This is a genomic window from Curtobacterium sp. UNCCL17 (assembly GCF_000686685.1).
In the GTDB taxonomy this organism is placed as follows: domain Bacteria; phylum Actinomycetota; class Actinomycetes; order Actinomycetales; family Microbacteriaceae; genus Curtobacterium; species Curtobacterium flaccumfaciens.
In genome coordinates this window covers 608,215-625,871 of the sequence record NZ_KK366001.1, presented here as the reverse complement: position 1 = coordinate 625,871, position 17,657 = coordinate 608,215, and the positions used below count along the sequence as shown (strand labels likewise).

The following is a 17,657-nucleotide window of genomic DNA, read 5'->3' as shown; positions in this document are numbered from 1 at the left end:
CGGACACGACCCGGACGGACACCCCTCAGAACAGCGTCTGTGCCGCCGCCGGCCGGAGCAGCCGCTGGTCGAACCCGGGGTCGGCGCGCTTCAGCGGTGACACCGTCGGCACCGACTGCTCCTGTGGCACGCGCGGCTGCGGCACGCGCGGCTGCGGCGTTCGCAGTTCGGAGAAGCCCATCGACCCCGTCGCCGGGTCCACGCGCCCCAGTCCGACCCCGTGGGCCGCCAGGATCGGGCGGATGCGCTCCGACAGCCACCGTCGGTAGTCCTTCGGCGCGTAGGTGTTGTCGAGGTACATCGCGCGGTACCGCTGCACCAGGTCGGGTCGCTCGCGGCCGAGCCACTCGAACCACCACGGCTTGACGCCGGGTCGCAGGTGCAGCGCCGAGTACATGATGCTCGTCGCACCGGCCGCGGTCGCCCGACCGATGGCGTCGTCGAGGTGTGCGCGGGTGTCGGTGATGTACGGCAGCACCGGCATCAGGAACACCGCGCAGTCGAGCCCAGCGTCGCGGATCGCCCGCACGGTCGCCAGCCGGGCCGACGTCGTCGGGGTGCCGGACTCGACCGACTGCTGCAGCGAGTCGTCGTACACGGCGATCGACATCGCGAGGTCGACCGGCACCACCTTCGCCGCCTCGACCAGCAGCGGGAGGTCGCGGCGCAGCAGCGTGCCCTTCGTCAGGATGCTGAACGGGGTGCGCGACTCCGCCAGCGCCTCGATGACACCAGGCATCAGGCGGTACCGCCCCTCGGCCCGCTGGTACGGGTCGGTGTTCGTGCCGAGCGCCACCGGGTGGCGGTCCCACGAGGGCTTGCCGAGCTCACGCCGCAGCACCTCGGCGACGTTCGTCTTCACCACGATCTGCTGGTCGAAGTCGGCGCCGCCGTCGAACTCCAGGTACGTGTGCGTCGGGCGGGCGAAGCAGTACACGCAGGCGTGGCTGCACCCGCGGTACGGGTTGATCGTCCAGCCGTACGTCCCCGAGCCGTCCGCGCTCGGCACCCGGTTCAGGGCGCTCTTCGCCAGGACCTCGTGGAAGGTCACCCCGGCGAACTCGGGCGTCGTCACGCTCCGGACGAACCCGCCGTTCGACTCCATCCCGGGCAGCGCGTCACTCTGCTCGGCATCGATCGCCTGTCCACTCCACCGCATGCCGTCATTCGAACACACGTTCGAACGGACCGCAAGCCGGAGCGGTCCGGGGCAGTCCTCAGTGGTGCAGGCCGAGCACCTTCGCGGTGCGCTCGAGCGTGGCGTCCGCCAGCTCCGGGTCGTCGCCGAGGTCCTGCCCGTAGGTCGGCACCATCGCTCGGACGTCGTCCTGCCAGGCGTCCCACCGGTCCGGGAAGCACCGGTGCAGCATCGTGAGCATGATCGGCACGGCGGTCGAGGCACCCGGTGACGCCCCGAGCAGCCCCGCGATCGAACCGTCGGCGGCGGTGATGACCTCGGTGCCGAACTGCAGCACGCCGCCCTTGTCCTTGTCGGGCTTGATCACCTGGACGCGCTGCCCAGCGGTGATGCGGTGCCAGTGCTCGGGCTCGGCGCTCGGCATGAAGTCACGGAGCGCCTCGAACTTGGTGTGCTTCGACGCGAGGAGCTGGCCGACCAGGTAGCGGACCAGGTCGAAGTTCGAGAACGCGACGCTCAGCATCGGGCGGAGGTTGTGCGGCCGGATCGAGCGGAACAGGTCGAGGACCGAGCCCTGCTTCAGGAACTTCGGGCTGAACCCGGCGTACGGCCCGAACATCAGCGACGAACCACCGTCGACGATGCGGGTGTCGAGGTGCGGCACCGACATCGGCGGGGCGCCGACACTGGCCTTGCCGTAGACCTTGGCCGAGTGCTTCTGCACCACCTCGGGGTCGTCGGTGCGCAGGAACTCGCCCGACACCGGGAAGCCGCCGTAGCCCCGGATCTCCGGGATGCCGGACTTCTGCAGCAGGTGCAGGGCTCCGCCGCCGGCGCCGACGAAGACGAACTTCGCGGCGATGCGCTGCGTCGACCGGCCGATCTCGTTGCGGACGTTGAGCACCCAGCCCTCGGACACCTTCGAGCGGGTCAGGTTGGTGACCTGGTGCGAGGGTTCGAACTCGACACCGTCGATCTCGAGCTGGTCGAAGAGCTGGCGGGTGAGCGACCCGAAGTCGACGTCCGAGCCGGCCGCCGAGTAGGTCGCCGCGATCGGCTGGTCCTTCTTGCGGCCGGGGATGAGCGCCGGCGCCCACTTCCGGATCTGCGCCGGGTCGTCCGAGAACTCGATGCCCGCGAAGAGCGGGTGGTCACGCATGGCCTCGTACCGGGCACGCATGTAGGCGACGTTGGCCTCGCCCCAGACGAACGAGATGTGCGGCGTGGGGTTGATGAAGTTCGACGGCTCCGGCAGCACACCGGTCTCGACCAGGTGCGCCCAGAACTGCCTCGAGACCTGGAACTGCTCGTTGACCGTGACGGCCTTCGCGATGTCGACACGGCCGTCCGGCAGTTCCGGCGTGTAGTTCAGCTCGCACAGTGCCGAGTGCCCGGTACCGGCGTTGTTCCACGGGTTCGAGGACTCCTGCGCAACCGTGCCGAGCCGCTCGTACACGCGGATCTTCCAGCTGGGCTCGAGCTTGTGGATGATGGCCCCGAGCGTGGCACTCATGATGCCTCCGCCGATCAGGACGACGTCGATGGGGTCCACCTGCTGCTCTGCCACCCGTCGATCCTACCGGCGGCATCCGACAGACGGACAGGAGGCCCGTGGCGGTGTCGCCACGGGCCTCCTGTCCGTCTGCTGGTCGCGCTCGGCGCGCTACGCGTCGACGGAGCGGCGCGCGACGATCGTCTCCGCGATCTGCACCGCGTTGAGCGCGGCGCCCTTCCGCAGGTTGTCGTTGCTGACGAACAGGGCGAGGCCGCGGCCCTCGGGCGCGGACTGGTCCGCGCGGATGCGGCCGACGAACGCCGGGTCCTGGCCGGCGGCCTGCAGCGGGGTCGGGACGTCGGAGAGTTCGACTCCGGGTGCGCTCGACAGGATCTCGGTCGCACGCTCGGGCGACAGCGGACGCTCGAACTCGGCGTACACCGAGATGGAGTGCCCGGTGAACACGGGGACGCGCACGCACGTGCCGGCGACGAGCAGGTCGGGGAGCTCGAGGATCTTCCGGCTCTCGTTCCGGAGCTTCTTCTCCTCGTCGGTCTCGCCCAGGCCGTCCTCGACGATGCTGCCGGCGAGCGGCACGACGTCGAAGGCGATCGGGCGGACGTACTTGACGGGCTCGGGGAACGTCACGGCGGATCCGTCGTGCGTCAGCGCAGCGGTGTCCTGCTCGAGCGCGGCCTTCGCCTGGCCCAGGAGTTCCTCGACCCCGGCGAGCCCGGAACCCGAGACCGCCTGGTAGGTCGTCGCGACCAGGCGGCGGAGCCCGGACTCGGTGTCGAGCACCTTGAGCACCGGCATGATCGCCATGGTCGTGCAGTTCGGGTTCGCGATGATGCCCTTCGGCGCCTGGTCGATGGCGTGCGGGTTCACCTCGCTCACGACGAGCGGGACGTCGGGGTCCATGCGCCAGGCGCTCGAGTTGTCGACGACGAGCGCTCCGGCTGCGGCGAACTTCGGCGCGAGGGCCCGGGAGGCGGTGGCCCCGGCGGAGAACAGCGCGATGTCGATGCCGGACGGGTCGGCGAGCTCGGAGTCCTCGACCACGATCTGCTCACCCCGGAACGGCAGCGTCGTGCCGGCGGAACGGGCGCTCGCGAAGAAGCGGACCCGGTCGGCCGGGAACGCGCGCTCTTCGAGCAGGCGACGCATCACGGCGCCGACCTGGCCGGTGGCGCCGACGACGGCGACGGTGAGGGTGCTCATGCGGTGCTCCTGGTGGTTCAGCGGATCGACGGTTCAGCGGGCGTCAGCGGCCGGTGCCGGCGTAGACGACGGCCTCGGCGTCGGCGTCGAGGCCGAACGCGCTGTGCACGACGCGCATCGCCTCGTTCAGGGTGTCGGCGCGGGTGACGACCGAGATGCGGATCTCGGAGGTGGAGATCATCTCGATGTTGATCGACGCGTCGTGCAGGGCGCGGAAGAGCTGCGCCGAGACACCGGCGTTCGTGCGCATCCCGGCGCCGACCAGGGCGAGCTTGCCGATCTGGTCGTCGTACTGGATGCTCTCGTAGCCGATGTCGGCCTTCGCGACCTCGAGCGCCGTCAGCACGGTCTGGCCCTGGTCCTTCGGCAGGGTGAACGAGATGTCCGTCCGCCCGGTCGACGCCGCCGACACGTTCTGGACGATCATGTCGATGTTCGCCCCGGCGCGCGCGACGTTGGTGAAGATCTCGGCGGCCTTGCCCGGCTGGTCCGGGACCCCCACGACGGTGATCTTGCCCTCGGAGAGGTCTCCGGCGATCCCGGTGATGATCGGTTCTTCCACGGTTTCCCCCTCGGCAGGGTTGTAGACGATGGTGCCCTCGTTGTTGTTGAACGAGGACCGGACGTGCAGCGTGACGCCGTGCCGCCGGGCGTACTCGACGGCGCGGATGTACAGGACCTTGGCACCCGAGGCTGCGAGCTCGAGCATCTCCTCGCTGGTGACGCGGTCGACCTTGCGGGCCTTCGGCACGACACGGGGGTCGGCGGTGAAGATGCCGTCGACGTCGGTGTAGATCTCGCAGACGTCGGCGTCGAGTGCTGCGGCGAGGGCGACGGCCGTGGTGTCCGAGCCGCCGCGGCCGAGCGTGGTGATCTCGCCCGTGGTGCGGTTGAAGCCCTGGAACCCGGCGACGATCGCGACGTGGCCGGAGTCGAGCGCCTCGCGCACGCGCTTCGGGGTGACGTCGACGATGCGGGCCTTGCCGTGCTGGGCGTCGGTGAGCATGCCCGCCTGGCTGCCGGTGTAGGAGGACGCTTCGACCCCGAGGCTCTTGATCGCCATCGCGAGCAGCGCCATCGAGATGCGCTCCCCCGCGGTCAGGAGCATGTCGAGCTCACGGCCGGCGGGGATCGGCGTGACGGAGTGCGCCAGGTCGACGAGTTCGTCGGTGGTGTCGCCCATCGCCGACACCGCCACGACCACGTCGTTGCCGGCCTTCTTCGTCTCGACGATCCGCTTCGCCACGCGCTTGATGCTCTCGGCGTCCGCGACGGATGAACCACCGAACTTCTGCACGATCAAGGCCACTGGCTGGTACTCCCGGAGACGGCGACACCGCGAGGTCACGCGGTCTCACAATGGTAGTCGGTGTTTCGGGGATGTTGCGTGCGAGCGGGCCCCGACGCAAGGATCCTGCGTGGGGGTCAGCCGCCGACGACGCGGCGCCCCTCGAAGGCACGACCGAGCGTGACCTCGTCCGCGTACTCCAGATCGCCGCCGACCGGCAGCCCCGACGCGAGCCGCGTGGTGCGGATGCCCATCGGGACGAGCAGCCGGCTGAGGTAGGTCGCCGTCGCCTCGCCCTCGAGGTTGGGGTCAGTCGCGATGATGACCTCGGCCACGGTGCCGTCGGCCAGGCGCGTCATGAGCTGCTGGATGCGGAGGTCGTCCGGTCCGATGCCGTCGATCGGGCTGATCGCCCCGCCGAGCACGTGGTACAGCCCACGGAACTCCCGGGTGCGCTCGATCGCCGCCACGTCCTTCGCTTCTTCCACGACGCAGATCGTGGCCGGGGAGCGACGCGGGTCACGGCAGATGCTGCACTGGACGTTCTCGGTGACGTTGCCGCAGATCTCGCAGAAGCGGACCCGCTCCTTGACGTCGGCCAGCAGCTCGGACAGACGACTCGGGTCGAACGACTCGGTCTGCAGGATGTGGAAGGCGATGCGCTGCGCCGACTTCGGTCCGATGCCGGGCAGGCGGCCGAACTCGTCGATGAGGTCCTGGACGATCCCGTCGTACATCAGGCACCGTCCTGGTGGAGAGCGGTCTCCTCGATGAACTGGGCGTTGAGGATCTCACGCACGACGGCCTCGCCGTACCGGCCGGCGACCGGGGCTCGGCGCGCGGGCGGTGCGGTGCGCGCAGGAGCGGCGGCGGGCTGGGCCGCGCGCTGCGGTGCGGCCTGCTGCGCCGGGGCTGCCGGCGCCGCGGCTGCGGGTGCTGCTGGCGCTGCACCGCGTCCGATCCCCGGGTCGGGGAACGGTGCGCCGTCGTCGTACGGTTCGTCGTCGAGCGGGTAGTCGTCGACCGGTACGCCCGGCGCGACGGGACCGCCGGGAGGCACGACCGACGCTCCGGACGCCGCCTGCGGACCCGGGGTGGTCGGCTGGTCGGGCTGCCCGGCCGTGGCACCGGGCGGTCGCGCGGGTGCGGCCGACGGCGCCGGCTCGGTCGGCTGGGGCGTGCTCGTCTCGGCGGGGGCGACCGGCGCGGATGCCGGCACGGTGCCGAAGGGTGCCGCCCAGCTGGGCTCGACGGACTCCGGGACGGCGTCGGCGGTGGGGTCGCTGGCGGGGATGGTCGCGACTGCCCAGTCCGTCACCGGTGCACCGGAGGGAGCGGGGGTCGGCTCGGCCGGTGCCTGGTCGCGCTGCGGCGCGGACGCGGTCGGCGCTGCCTTCGGCTCCGGCGAGGACTTCGGCGCTGACTTCGGCGCTGGCGCGGACTTCGGCGCCGGCGCTGCCGTCGGCGCAGGGGCTGCCGTCGACTCGGGTGCTGCCGACGCGGCCTTCGGCTCCGTGGCAGGGGCGGCCGTCGTCGTGGAGGCGGCAGCGGACGCCGGCGCCGGGGCTTCCGGTGCTGTGGGCTCCGGAGCCGGGCTCGCGGCGGCGGGCGCCTGCGCGGCGGGGGCCGGACGCTGGGCCGGTGCGGCCTGCTGCGCCGGAGCCGGCTGCTGCTGCTGCTGGGGACGCTGCTGCTGTCCGGGCCCGCGGGCGACGAACTTCACGCGGAGCCCGAGGACGTCCACGATGGCGGCGCGGAGCAGTTCGCTGACGCTGGCCGAGGGGTCGGACATCTCCTTGAACGAGGCGACGTCCTGCTGGCTCGGGAACGTCAGCGTCAGCACGTCGTCGCGGAGCGCGGTGACCTGCGCCGTGACGACCACCGACCACGCCGAACGCTTGGCGTGCTGCACGTGCTCGACGATCTGCGGCCAGGAGTCGCGCATCTGCTGGAAGCCGACGGCACCGACGGTCCGGACGGCGGGCTCGTCACCGATCGTCGTGCCCTGACCGGTGGACGACGGACTGACCGGCTCGGCAGCGGGCTTCGAAGGCTCGGACTTCGCGGGCTCGGCCGAGGACTTCGCGGGCTCGGCCGAGGTCTGCGCGGGTGCTCCAGGGGTGCTCGGAGCGACCGCTGCCCACGACGCTGCGGCGTCACGAGCCACGGCTCCGGAGTCGGCCTGCGGCGCGGCGGGCTGCTCGACGGGACGCTCGGGCGTCGTGCGAGGCGCTGCCGGAGCGGGCGACGGGGCGAGGGAGGGAGCAGGAGCCGCGGCTGCCGGCTGCTCACGACGCGGTGCAGCGGCGACGGCGGGAGCGGACTGCTCGCCGGCGCCGGCCTGGTGTCCACCGGCGTCGTGCCCACCGGCGTCGCCCACCCCGACACGGCGTTCCAGCCGCTCCACCCGGGCGAGGGCCCCGCGCTGGGTGTCGTCGGCCTCGGGCACGAGCATCCGGGCCGTCATGAGTTCGAGGTGCAGCCGGGGCGAGGTCGCGCCGGTCATCTCGGTGAGTGCCCGGTTCGCGATGTCGGCGGAACGGGAGAGCCCGGTCGCGCCGAAGACCCCGGCCTGGCGGCTCATGGTGTCGAGCTCTTCCGGTGAGACCCCGCGCAGGACCGCGGCGGCGCTCTCGTTGGTCGCCGCGACGACGATCAGGTCCCGCAGGCGCTCGAGCAGGTCCTCGACGAAGCGGCGGGGGTCCTGTCCGGTCTGCACGACACGGTCGATCGCGGCGAACGCGGACGCCGGGTCGGCGACGGCCAGGGCGTCGACGACGTCGTCGAGCAGGGCGGCGTCGGTGTAGCCGAGCAGGGCCACGGCGCGCTCGTAGGCGATCGCACCGTCTTCGCTGCCGGCCATCAGCTGGTCGAGCAGGGACAGGGTGTCACGGACGGATCCGCCGCCGGCACGCACCACCAGGGGCAGGACGCCGGGGGCCACCGAGACGGACTCCTGCGTGCAGAGCTGCTCGATGTACTCGAGCATCACCGCGGGCGGGACGAGCCGGAACGGGTAGTGGTGGGTGCGCGACCGGATGGTGCCGATGACCTTCTCGGGCTCGGTCGTCGCGAAGATGAACTTGACGTGCTCCGGGGGTTCCTCGACCAGCTTGAGCAGCGCGTTGAAGCCCTGCGGCGTCACCATGTGCGCTTCGTCGAGGATGAAGATCTTGTAGCGGTCGCGGGCCGGGGCGAACACGGCACGGTCGCGCAGGTCACGCGCGTCGTCGACACCGTTGTGGCTCGCGGCGTCGATCTCGATGACGTCGAGCGAGCCGCTGCCGTCGCGGGCGAGTTCCACGCAGCTCGGGCAGACACCGCAGGGTGTGTCGGTCGGGCCCTCGGCGCAGTTCAGGCAGCGCGCGAGGATGCGGGCCGACGTCGTCTTGCCGCAGCCACGCGGGCCGCTGAACAGGTAGGCGTGGTTGACGCGGTTCGTGCGGAGCGCCGTGCGGAGCGGGTCGGTGACCTGCGACTGCCCGATCAGCTCGGCGAAGTTCTCGGGCCGGTAACGGCGATACAGGGCGGTGACCACGCGACAAGGGTAGCCGTCACGACCGACAACCCGCGTGCCCGTCCACAGGTCGTCCCGCCGGGCCGGACCACCCACAGGCGGTGGGCCGAGCGCCCGGACGGCACCGCGCCTCCCGTCCGTCTGGTCGACGGGCGGGAGGCGCGGTGTGTGACGCTGGTGCGGACTCAGCCGCGGGTGCGGCGACGGAACCCACGGGCGAGGCGGGAGAGCCCCAGCAGCAGGAACCCGAGGGCCACCAGGCCCGCCGCGGTGCCGGCGATCGGGACGACGTCCGCGCCGGTCCAGGCGAGGTCACCGGTGCCGTTGCCGGAGCCAGCGATCCCGGTGCCGGTGCCGTTGCCGGAGCCACCGCCGATGCCGTTGCCGGTCCCGATGCCGCTCCCGGAGCCCCCGCCGGTCCCCGGCGTGCCGGGCAGCCCGGGCGTACCGGGCGTTCCGGGCGTACCGGGCGTACCGGGCGTACCGGGCGTACCCGGCTCCTCCGGGTCGACGGCGTCGTCCATCACCATGACGCGGAGCATCTGCGCCTGCGAGGTGAACCCGCCGACCGACTGGGTGACGCGCAGCATGTGCCCGCCGACCGGCAGCCCGACCATGACCCACCACGTGCCGTCCTCGTCCGCCGTCGTGGCGACCGCGTCGCGGCCCATCGGCTGCACGGTGACGGTCGCGCCGGGCTCCGCGGTACCCGTGACCATCAGGTCGTGGTCACCGTCCTCGTCCGCCGTGTACTGCGAACCCGGTGTCGGCGAGGTGACCGCGAGCGGCTCCAGGGTGTCGACCACGATCGGCACCTGCGGCGCCGCCGAGGTCGTGCCGTTCACCGACTGCGTGGCGCTGATCGTCCACTCCCCCTCGGGGACGCCCTCGAACGCGACGCTCCACGCACCCTCGTCGTCGGCGGTGGTGGTGCGGACCTGCCCGGTGGACAGGGTCACCGTCACCGCGGCGCCGGGGGTGGCCTGACCGGTCACCGTGAACGATCCGGTGTCCCCGAAGCCGTCCGCCTGGATCAGCTGCCCGGGGTCGGGGCTCGTGATGACGATGCCCGTCTCCTGCGCGGCCACGACCGTGACGTCGGCGGTCACCGGGTCGGAGGTCCGACCGCCGACCGTCTGCGTCACCGACACCGTGTGGTCCCCGAGCGGGACGCCACCGATCGTGACCGTCCACGAACCGTCGTCGCCGGCGGTCGTCGTCGCGCTCCGGCCGTCGACGTCGACCGTGACGGTCGCACCGGGCTCGGCGGTGCCGCTCACCGGGACCGACGTCGTCGACCCCGTGGTGGGGAATGCCTGGCCGTCGGTCGGGCTCGAGATGACGACCGGCGTCGCGGCCGTCACGGTGAAGCCGACCCGCGGGGCGTCGGTCGTGGCACCGTCGACCGTCTGGCTGGCGGCGATGGAGTGGGTCCCCTCGGTGACGTCCGGCACCGTCACGGACCACGCACCGTCGTCGTCCGCGGTCGTGGTGACCGCGGTGCCGTCGTCGATGCGGACCGAGACCGTGGCGTTCGGTGCGGAGGTACCGGTCACGCGCACGTCGGTCGAGCCGCCGAGCACCCGGTGGTCGGCGCCGTCGGCCGGGCTGGTCACGACGATCGCGTCCGCGGCGGCGACCACGACGGTCACGTCGCGCTCGATCGCATCGGACGTCGTGCCGTTCACGACCTGGGTGACGACGAGCGTGTGCTCGCCCGCGGGCACGTCGACCAGCGTGGTCTCCCACCGTCCGTCGGTGCCGACACGGACCACGACCGGGTCGGCATCGTCGAGGACGACGCGGACCGTCGCGCCGGGCTGGCCCTCGCCGCCGACCGGGACGGTCGCGGTGGGGTCGGTGCTCGGCACGGTGAACGTGGCGTCGTCCGCCGGGGCGGTGACCGTCAGCGCCGCACCGGGTGCGACGGTGAAGGTGCTGCGCACCGCTGCGGACGTCGAGCCGTCGACCGTCTGGGTCGCACGGATCGTGTGCTCGCCGACGGCGGTGTCCGGCAGGTCGACGCTCCAGGTGCCGGCGTCGGTCGCGGTCACGGTCCGGGCGTCGCCGCCGTCGATCGTGACACGAACCTCGGCACCGGGCTCGGCGGCCCCCGCGGCGGTGAGGGTCGCGAGCGAGTCGCGCTGGGCGACCCGGATCGTGGTCCCGTCCGCCGGGGTGGCGATCGTGATCGGGTCGGCGACGAGGACGCGGACGTCCACCGTCACCGGCGCGGACTCGGTGCCGTCGATGCGCTGCGTGACGCTGACGGTCGTGGTGCCAGCCGGCACACCGGGGACCGAGACGCTCCAGGCGCCGTCGTCGTCCGCGGTGGTCGACTCGGTGCGACCGTCGCCCAGGTCGACCACGATGGTCGCGCCCGGCTCGGCGGTGCCGGCGACGTCGACCGTCGTCGTGCCGTCCCCGTCGGCGACCGTGTACTCCTGGTCGGCCGTCGGCTCGGTGATGACGACGGGTGCGCCCGCCTCGATCTCGAACGTCGTCTCGACCGGGGTGGTCGAGGTCGAGCCGTCCACGGTCTGCGTCACCTCGACGGTGTGCTCGCCGACACCGAGGTCCGGCACGTCGACGCTCCACGAGCCGTCGTCACCGGCGGTGACCTCGACGGGGTCGCGGTCGTCGACGGTGACCGTCACCGTGGCGCCGGGCTGGGCGTCACCGGCGACCGTCACGGTCGTCGTCGCGTCACCGTCGGCCACCGTGATCGGGTCGTCGCCGGGCTCACGGATGACCAGGTCGGCAGCCGCGACCACGGACACCGGTCGTTCGACCGCCGCACTCGTGGTGCCGTACAGGGCCTGCGTGACCGAGGCCGTGAACGAGCCGGTCGGCACGTCCTCGACCGTGGTCGCCCAGCGGCCGTCCTCGTCCACGGTCGCCGTGGCGCTCCCACCGTCGCCGAGGTCGACCGTGACGGTCGCGCCCGGCTCACCGGTGCCGGCGAAGTCGACCCCGGTGGTGGCGTCGTCGTCCGCCACCGTGACGGTGGTGGCACCCCGCGGCGTGGACACGACGAGCGGGGCTCCGGCACGGACCGACACCGCCGCCGTCACCGGCGTCGAGGTCTGTCCGCCGACGACCTGCGTCGCGGTGACGCGGTGGTCGCCCACCGGGACGTCCTGGAAGGTGGTCTCCCACCGGCCGTCCTCGTCCGCCGTCACCGTCTCGGTCTCGCCGGTCGAGATCCGGACCGTCACCTCGGCGTCGGGCTGCGCCCGCCCGGTCACCTCGACGTCGGCGGTTCCGGACGTGTCGGCGACCGTCAGGACGTCGCCGTCCTCCGGGGTCACGATGGTGAGCGCGGTCCCGGCCCGCACCGTGACGGTCTGGTCCGGACTGGAGGCGGTGGTCCCGCCGACCGTCTGGCTGGCGGTCAGCGTCGGGGTGCCGACACCGACCCCGCCGAACGTGACCGTCCAGTCGCCGTCCGCGTCCGCGGTGGTGGTCGCCTCGTCGTCGCCGAGTCGCACCGTCACCGGCGCGCCCGGCTCCGCCGAACCCGTGACCACGACGTCGCGCGTGGCGTCGGCGTCCGGCACGAGCAGGACCGCGTCGGTCCCCGGTGCGGTGATCGTGACGGCTTCGGCGGCCTCGATCGTGACCGTGCGCCCGACCGGGTCGGAGGTGCGCGGGTCGGAGACGGTGCCGGCCAGGGTCTGGGTGACCGTGACCTGGTGCGCGTCGACGCCGAGGTCGGGGAACGTGACCGACCACGTGCCGTTGGCACCGACCGTCGTCTCCTGGTCCTCGGAGCCGGCGAGGGTCGCCGTGACCGCGGCGCCGGGCTGGCCGGTGCCGGTGACCGTGACGTCGCGCTCGACGTCGGGGCCTGCGACCGAGATCGGGTCCGTGTCCGGACCGGTGATCGTCAGCGCGTTGGCCGTGACGACCTCGAAGGTGATCGGGACGGCGCTCGTCACGACGTCCTCGACCTCCTGGCTGGCCGACGCCGTGTAGACGCCGGTCGGGGCGAGACCGGTCGCGTCGACCGCCCACCGCCCGTCGTCGTCAGCCGTGGTGGTGAACCGGGTGCCGGGGCCGACCGAGACGGTCACCGCGGCGCCGGGCTCGGCCGTGCCGGTGATCCGGACGGTCGCGGTGGCGTCGGCGTCGACCACGACGAAGCGTGCGCCGCTCGCCGGGGTGTCGATGACGATGGCGTTGCCGGGGACCACGGTGAAGTCACGCGTGACCACCGGGCCGTCGGTGCCGTTCACGGTCTGCACGGCCTCGACGGTGTGCTCGCCGATGCCGAGCTGCGTGGTCGGGAGCTCCCAGTTGCCGGCCGTGTCCGTGACGACCTCGACGGGGTCGCCGTCGTCGATCGTGACGACGACGGTCGCGCCGGGCTCCGCGGTGCCGCGGACGACCACGTTGGCCTGGCCGCCGGTGCCGGCGGGCACCTGCTGGGCGTCACCCGGTGCCACGATGACGAGCTCGTCGCCGGCCTCGACCGCGAAGTCACGGTCCACCGGTGCCGAGGTCGCACCGTCGACGGTCTGGGTGACCGTCGCGGTGTGGTCGCCGGTGCCGACGTCGGTGAGGACCACCGACCAGGCGCCCTGCGGGTTCGCCGTCGTGGACACCGCGTCGCCGTCGTCCAGGACGACCTCGATGCGGGCGCCGGGCTGCGCGGTGCCCCGCACGGTGACGTCGACGACGGAGTCGTCGGTGGCGACCGTGACGGTGGCGTCCTGCGCCGGAGCGGTGACGGCGAGCTGGGCGCCCGCCTGCACCGTGACGACCTGGCGGACGGCCGGCGAGGTGGTCCCGCCGACGGTCTGCGTCGCCGAGATCGTGTACCGACCGGCCGGGACGTCGGTGACGGTCAGCGTCCAGGTGCCGTCGTCGTCGGCCGTCGTGGTGGCGGTCAGTCCGTCGCCGAGCGAGACCCGCACCTCGGCGCCGGCCTCGGCCGTGCCTGCCAGGTCGAGGTCGGTGGTGGTGTCGGCGTCGAGGACGGTGACGACGTCGCCGTCCTCCGGCGAGGTGATCGCGAGCGGGTCGCCCGCCTCGACGGTGAAGGTGGTCTCCACCGGGCCGGACGTGGTGCCGTCGACGCTCTGCCGCGCCGTGACGGTGCGCTCTCCGACCGGGACGTCGGCGAAGGTCGTCGTCCAGGCACCGTCCTCGTCGGCGGTGACCGCGGCGGCGAACGAACCACCGATGCCGACGGTGACCCGAGCGTTCGGGGCGGCCGAGCCGGACACCGTCACCGGGGTGGTCGAGCTCTCGTCGGCGACGGTGATGGTGCTGCCGTCGGCCGGCTCGTCGATGGTGAGCGCGGGGGCCGCCGTCACGGTGAAGTCCCGGGTGACCGGGGCGCTCGTGGTGCCGCCGACGGTCTGGGTGACCTCGGCCGAGTACTCCCCGGCCGGGACGTCCGTGACGCTCGTCGACCAGGTGCCGTCGGCGTTCGCGCGGGTGCTGGCGGTCAGGCCGTCACCGAGGTCGACGTCCACGCGGGCACCGGCCTGTGCGCTGCCGGAGAACGGGACGGACCGGGTGTCGCCGGCGAGCGGGAAGTCCTGGTCCGCCGTGGGGGTGTCGACGGTCAGGCCGGCCGCGGCCACGACCCGGAAGGACCGGGTCACGGGTGCCGAGGTCGTGTCGCCGACGGTCTGCGTGACGCTCGCCGTCTGCTCGCCGACCGGGACCTCGGGGACGGTGACGCTCCAGGCGCCGGCGTCGTCCGCCGTGCCCGTCGCGGTCACGCCGCCGCCCAGGTCGACGCTGATGCGCGCGTTCGCCGTCGCGGTGCCCGTCAGGGTGACCGGGGCGGTCTCCCCCGTCGTCGTGAAGGTCTGACCGGCCGTGGGGGTGGTGATCGTCAGGGCGCGCTGGGCCACGACGGAGAAGTCCTGCGTCGCGGTGCCCGCCGCGGTGCCGCCGACCGTCTGGGTCGCGGTCGCGGTGTACGAACCGGTGGGGACGTCGGCGATGGTCGTCGTCCAGGCACCGTCGGCAGCGACGGTCGCGGTGCCGGTCCGGTCCCCGCCGAGGCTGACGGCGACGGTGCCGCCGGGCTCGCCGGCACCGCTCACGACGACGCTGCGGGTCGAGGTCGCCGACGGCACGGTGAACTGCTGTCCGGCCGTGGGCGCCGTGATGGTCGGAGCCGCGAACGCCGTGGCGCGCACGGTCGAGGTGGCGAGGTCCACGGTGGCGACGTTCGCCCCGGGGAGCACGGAGAGCCGCAGGGCGTGCACGCTCCGCGATCCGGTGTCGTACCCGCGGGGGTCGCGGAAGCCGGTGGTGTCCTGCGCGTTCACGGTGAGGTCGACGACCTGACGGAGCAGCAGCACGACGGGGCTCAGCAGGGTGGAGACGGCCGAGGTCGTCGCCGTGAGCGTCGCGCCGAGGTTCGTCAGGGCCGTGCCCGTGACCAGGGGACGCACGATGGTCTGCAGTGCCGGGATGACGACGGTGTTGACCGCCGGGGCGAGCAGGGTGCCGAGCACGTTCAGCCCGAGGGGGCCACCGGTCGCCGTCACCGTGGCGGCGGCGGGCGACGTGCCGGCGAGTGCGCCGAGCGTGGTGTCCGCGCGGAGGGCCAGTGCGGTGAGCGGGATGCCCGCGAGGTTGACGTTCGCGGTGACGTTCACCCGCACGGCGGTCGAGTTGATCGTGTTGACGACCGCGGTCTGCAGCGCCGTCGGCAGCTGCGTACCGAGGATCGTCGTGATGCTCCGGTTGATCGAGCTCACGGCCGCTTCGGTCAGCACCGACGTGTTCGCGGGCTGACCGTTGAGCGTGGTGAGCCGGTCGAGGTCGACCGTGATCGCGCCGGTCGACGGGGTGATCGTCACCGCACCGTCCGTGAGCGGCTGCTGCAGCACACGGGTCAGGGTGTCGTCGAGGTTCAGGTCGACGGTCGCGGTGACCGTCGTTCCGTTGACGTTCACGAGTCCGAGGCTCGTCGTGCGGAGGAGCCGCTGCAGTTCGCTCGTCAGCGCCGTGGTCGTGCCGGACAGCGCGCCGTCGGCACCGACCGCGGAGTTCACCGTGCCCGAGAAGGTGCGCAGGTCGTTCCGGAGCGCGGTGCTGAGTCCGGCGACCGCCGGGCTCGTCAGGTTCAGGTCCGCGCCGGCGATCCGGTAGTCCGTCGTCGTCCCGACCGTGGTGCCGCGCGTCGCCTGGATCCGGGACGCCAGGGCCCCGACCCGCAGCTGCGCGTTCGACAGCACCGTGGTGTCGGCGCCGACGCGCGAGAACAGCGGGTTGAGGTTGACCGTCGCGGCGCCGGTGCCGGATCCGGTGCCGACCCCGATGCCGCCGTCGTTCGTCAGGAGCCCCGACGACGCGGTCGCGCCCGAGGCCGAGGTCGTGGCGTACTGACCGTCGACGCCGAGGGTCAGGATGCCGTTCGGGCCGAGCAGGTCGACGTCGTTGCCGAGGTCCACCCCGACCGCGTTGAGCGCCGTCAGGTTGAGCGGCTGGTTCGTGGTGCCGCCGCCGGAGCTCGCGCCCCGCGCGGAGTACGCGCCGCCGAGCTGGGCGACCGCGTCGGCGTTCACGATGCCGGAGCCGCTGAGCAGCAGCCCCTCGGCCTCGGCGACGTCGGTCTGGGCGGCCGCAGCGGGTTGGATCGCCACGGTGGCGGCGATGAGCGCCGTCACCGTAGCGACGACGCCGCCGCGCAGGAGGAGCCGCCGACCGTCCGTCGCTCGTCCTCGAGCTCGGCCGTCGGCGCGGGTGATCCGTCGTGTCCGTTCGTCCGCTGCGGAGGGTACGGGGGTACCGGGCAGCGACGCGTGCCTGCGCATGCGTGTCTCTTTTCCTGGCGGGCGCGCCCGCCACCTGATCCTCGGAATCCACCGCTGGTGAGGCGGTGGAGGCTCCTCCGCTGGTGAGGCGGTGGAGGGTCGGAATCCTGGTTGGGGATTCCTGAGGCAGATCTTTACACATGATCAGGAAGCTGTCCGCAAGCATCGAAGAAAAAGGACGCGAGACCTCCCGAACGGGGGGGGCGACACCGGGGAGCTGACTCGACCCGGAACGAAGAAGACTCCTCACGCACCCGCCAGAGCCTGGTTACCCTTGCTGCGTTTCCGCCCTGGGGGAGTTGGCCTGGATGGCGTCACGTGAGGAGCCGCCGATAAGTCTACCGGACGCGACGGGCAGACTCGAACACATGAAGATCGCCATCGCCGGAGGACACGGCCAGATCGCCCTGCTCCTCGCCCGCCAGATCACCGACGCCGGCCACGACGCCGTCGCGATCGTCCGCAACCCCGCGCACGTGGCCGACGTCGAGCAACAGGGGGCGCGTGCGATCGTCGCCGACCTGGAGCAGCTCGGCGACGACGACCTCGCGCTCCGCCTGCGCGGTGTGGACGCCGTGGTGTTCGCCGCCGGTGCCGGGCCGAACAGCGGCGCCGAGCGGAAGCTCACCGTCGATCGTGACGGTGCGATCCTGCTCGCCGACGCCGCCGAGCGTGCCGGCATCGAGCGCTACGTGATGATCTCCGCGATGGCGGCCGACACCTACGACCCCGAGCTCGCCGTCGTGCCCGCGCAGGACGACGCCGCGGTGTTCCAGGTCTACCTGCGGGCGAAGGCCGAGGCGGACGCGAACCTGCGGGCCCGACGCCTCCGCTGGACGATCGTGCGTCCCGGCGGCCTGCTCGACACCCCGCCGCAGGGCACGGTCCACGTCGGCCGGACCGTCCCGCGCGGCTCGATCCCCCGCGCGGACGTCGCGACCGTCGTCCTGCACGCCCTGCTCGACGACGCCGCGGTCGGCGTGCAGTTCGAGGTCACCAGCGGCGACACCCCGATCCCGGCGGCGCTGGGCGCCCTGACCTGACCGGTCGGCGCCGGCCGCACCGTGCGCGCTTCGTCTCCCCGTGCGGGCTCCTCGCCGAAGGTGCCGCCCCGCGCCTCCCGTCCGCACCGTGCGCACCTGCTCACCCCGTGCGGGCTTCCGCGCCCCGTGCCACGCTGCAAGCGCGCACCCAGCAGGCAGCCCCGCACC

Annotated in this window: 8 protein-coding genes and 1 other RNA gene; 1 reads left to right on the top strand and 8 read right to left on the bottom strand. The window is 72.8% G+C overall.

The genetic code is table 11. The features are described 5' to 3' along the window. Positions 1 to 25 precede the first annotated feature (25 nt). From BR70_RS0112830 to ffs, 8 genes are all read right to left on the bottom strand, one after another. Positions 26 to 1,159: an Rv2578c family radical SAM protein gene (locus BR70_RS0112830; protein ID WP_027466396.1), complete on the bottom strand. Its 1,134-nt coding sequence runs from the start codon at positions 1,157 to 1,159 to the stop codon at positions 26 to 28. 58 nt (positions 1,160 to 1,217) lie between these two features. After that, positions 1,218 to 2,705: a malate:quinone oxidoreductase gene (locus BR70_RS0112825; RefSeq protein WP_027466395.1), complete on the bottom strand. Its 1,488-nt coding sequence runs from the start codon at positions 2,703 to 2,705 to the stop codon at positions 1,218 to 1,220. 96 nt (positions 2,706 to 2,801) lie between these two features. Continuing rightward, positions 2,802 to 3,854 carry an aspartate-semialdehyde dehydrogenase gene (locus tag BR70_RS0112820; RefSeq protein ID WP_027466394.1) on the bottom strand — a complete coding sequence of 351 codons (1,053 nt, stop codon included), beginning with the start codon at positions 3,852 to 3,854 and terminating at the stop codon, positions 2,802 to 2,804. 43 nt (positions 3,855 to 3,897) lie between these two features. Further along, positions 3,898 to 5,163 carry an aspartate kinase gene (locus BR70_RS0112815; protein WP_017888681.1) on the bottom strand — a complete coding sequence of 422 codons (1,266 nt, stop codon included), beginning with the start codon at positions 5,161 to 5,163 and terminating at the stop codon, positions 3,898 to 3,900. Positions 5,164 to 5,279: 116 nt separating this feature from the next. Then, positions 5,280 to 5,879: a recombination mediator RecR gene (gene recR / locus BR70_RS0112810; RefSeq protein WP_017888680.1), complete on the bottom strand. Its 600-nt coding sequence runs from the start codon at positions 5,877 to 5,879 to the stop codon at positions 5,280 to 5,282. Next, entirely contained in the window at positions 5,879 to 8,680 is a 2,802-nt protein-coding gene (locus BR70_RS0112805; protein WP_027466393.1) for a DNA polymerase III subunit gamma and tau, read from the bottom strand. The genes recR and BR70_RS0112805 overlap by 1 nt, the downstream gene beginning before the upstream one ends. A 164-nt stretch (positions 8,681 to 8,844) precedes the next feature. Further along, positions 8,845 to 16,446 carry a choice-of-anchor G family protein gene (locus BR70_RS0112800; RefSeq protein WP_155896880.1) on the bottom strand — a complete coding sequence of 2,534 codons (7,602 nt, stop codon included), beginning with the start codon at positions 16,444 to 16,446 and terminating at the stop codon, positions 8,845 to 8,847. A gap of 234 nt (positions 16,447 to 16,680) precedes the next feature. Further along, an RNA gene (ffs, locus tag BR70_RS22875) (signal recognition particle sRNA small type) lies at positions 16,681 to 16,777 on the bottom strand. A 37-nt stretch (positions 16,778 to 16,814) separates the two neighbouring features. Between ffs and BR70_RS0112795 the strand changes: the two genes are divergently transcribed. Further along, positions 16,815 to 17,489 carry an SDR family oxidoreductase gene (locus tag BR70_RS0112795; protein WP_027466391.1) on the top strand — a complete coding sequence of 225 codons (675 nt, stop codon included), beginning with the start codon at positions 16,815 to 16,817 and terminating at the stop codon, positions 17,487 to 17,489. The last annotated feature ends 168 nt before the right edge of the window (positions 17,490 to 17,657 follow it).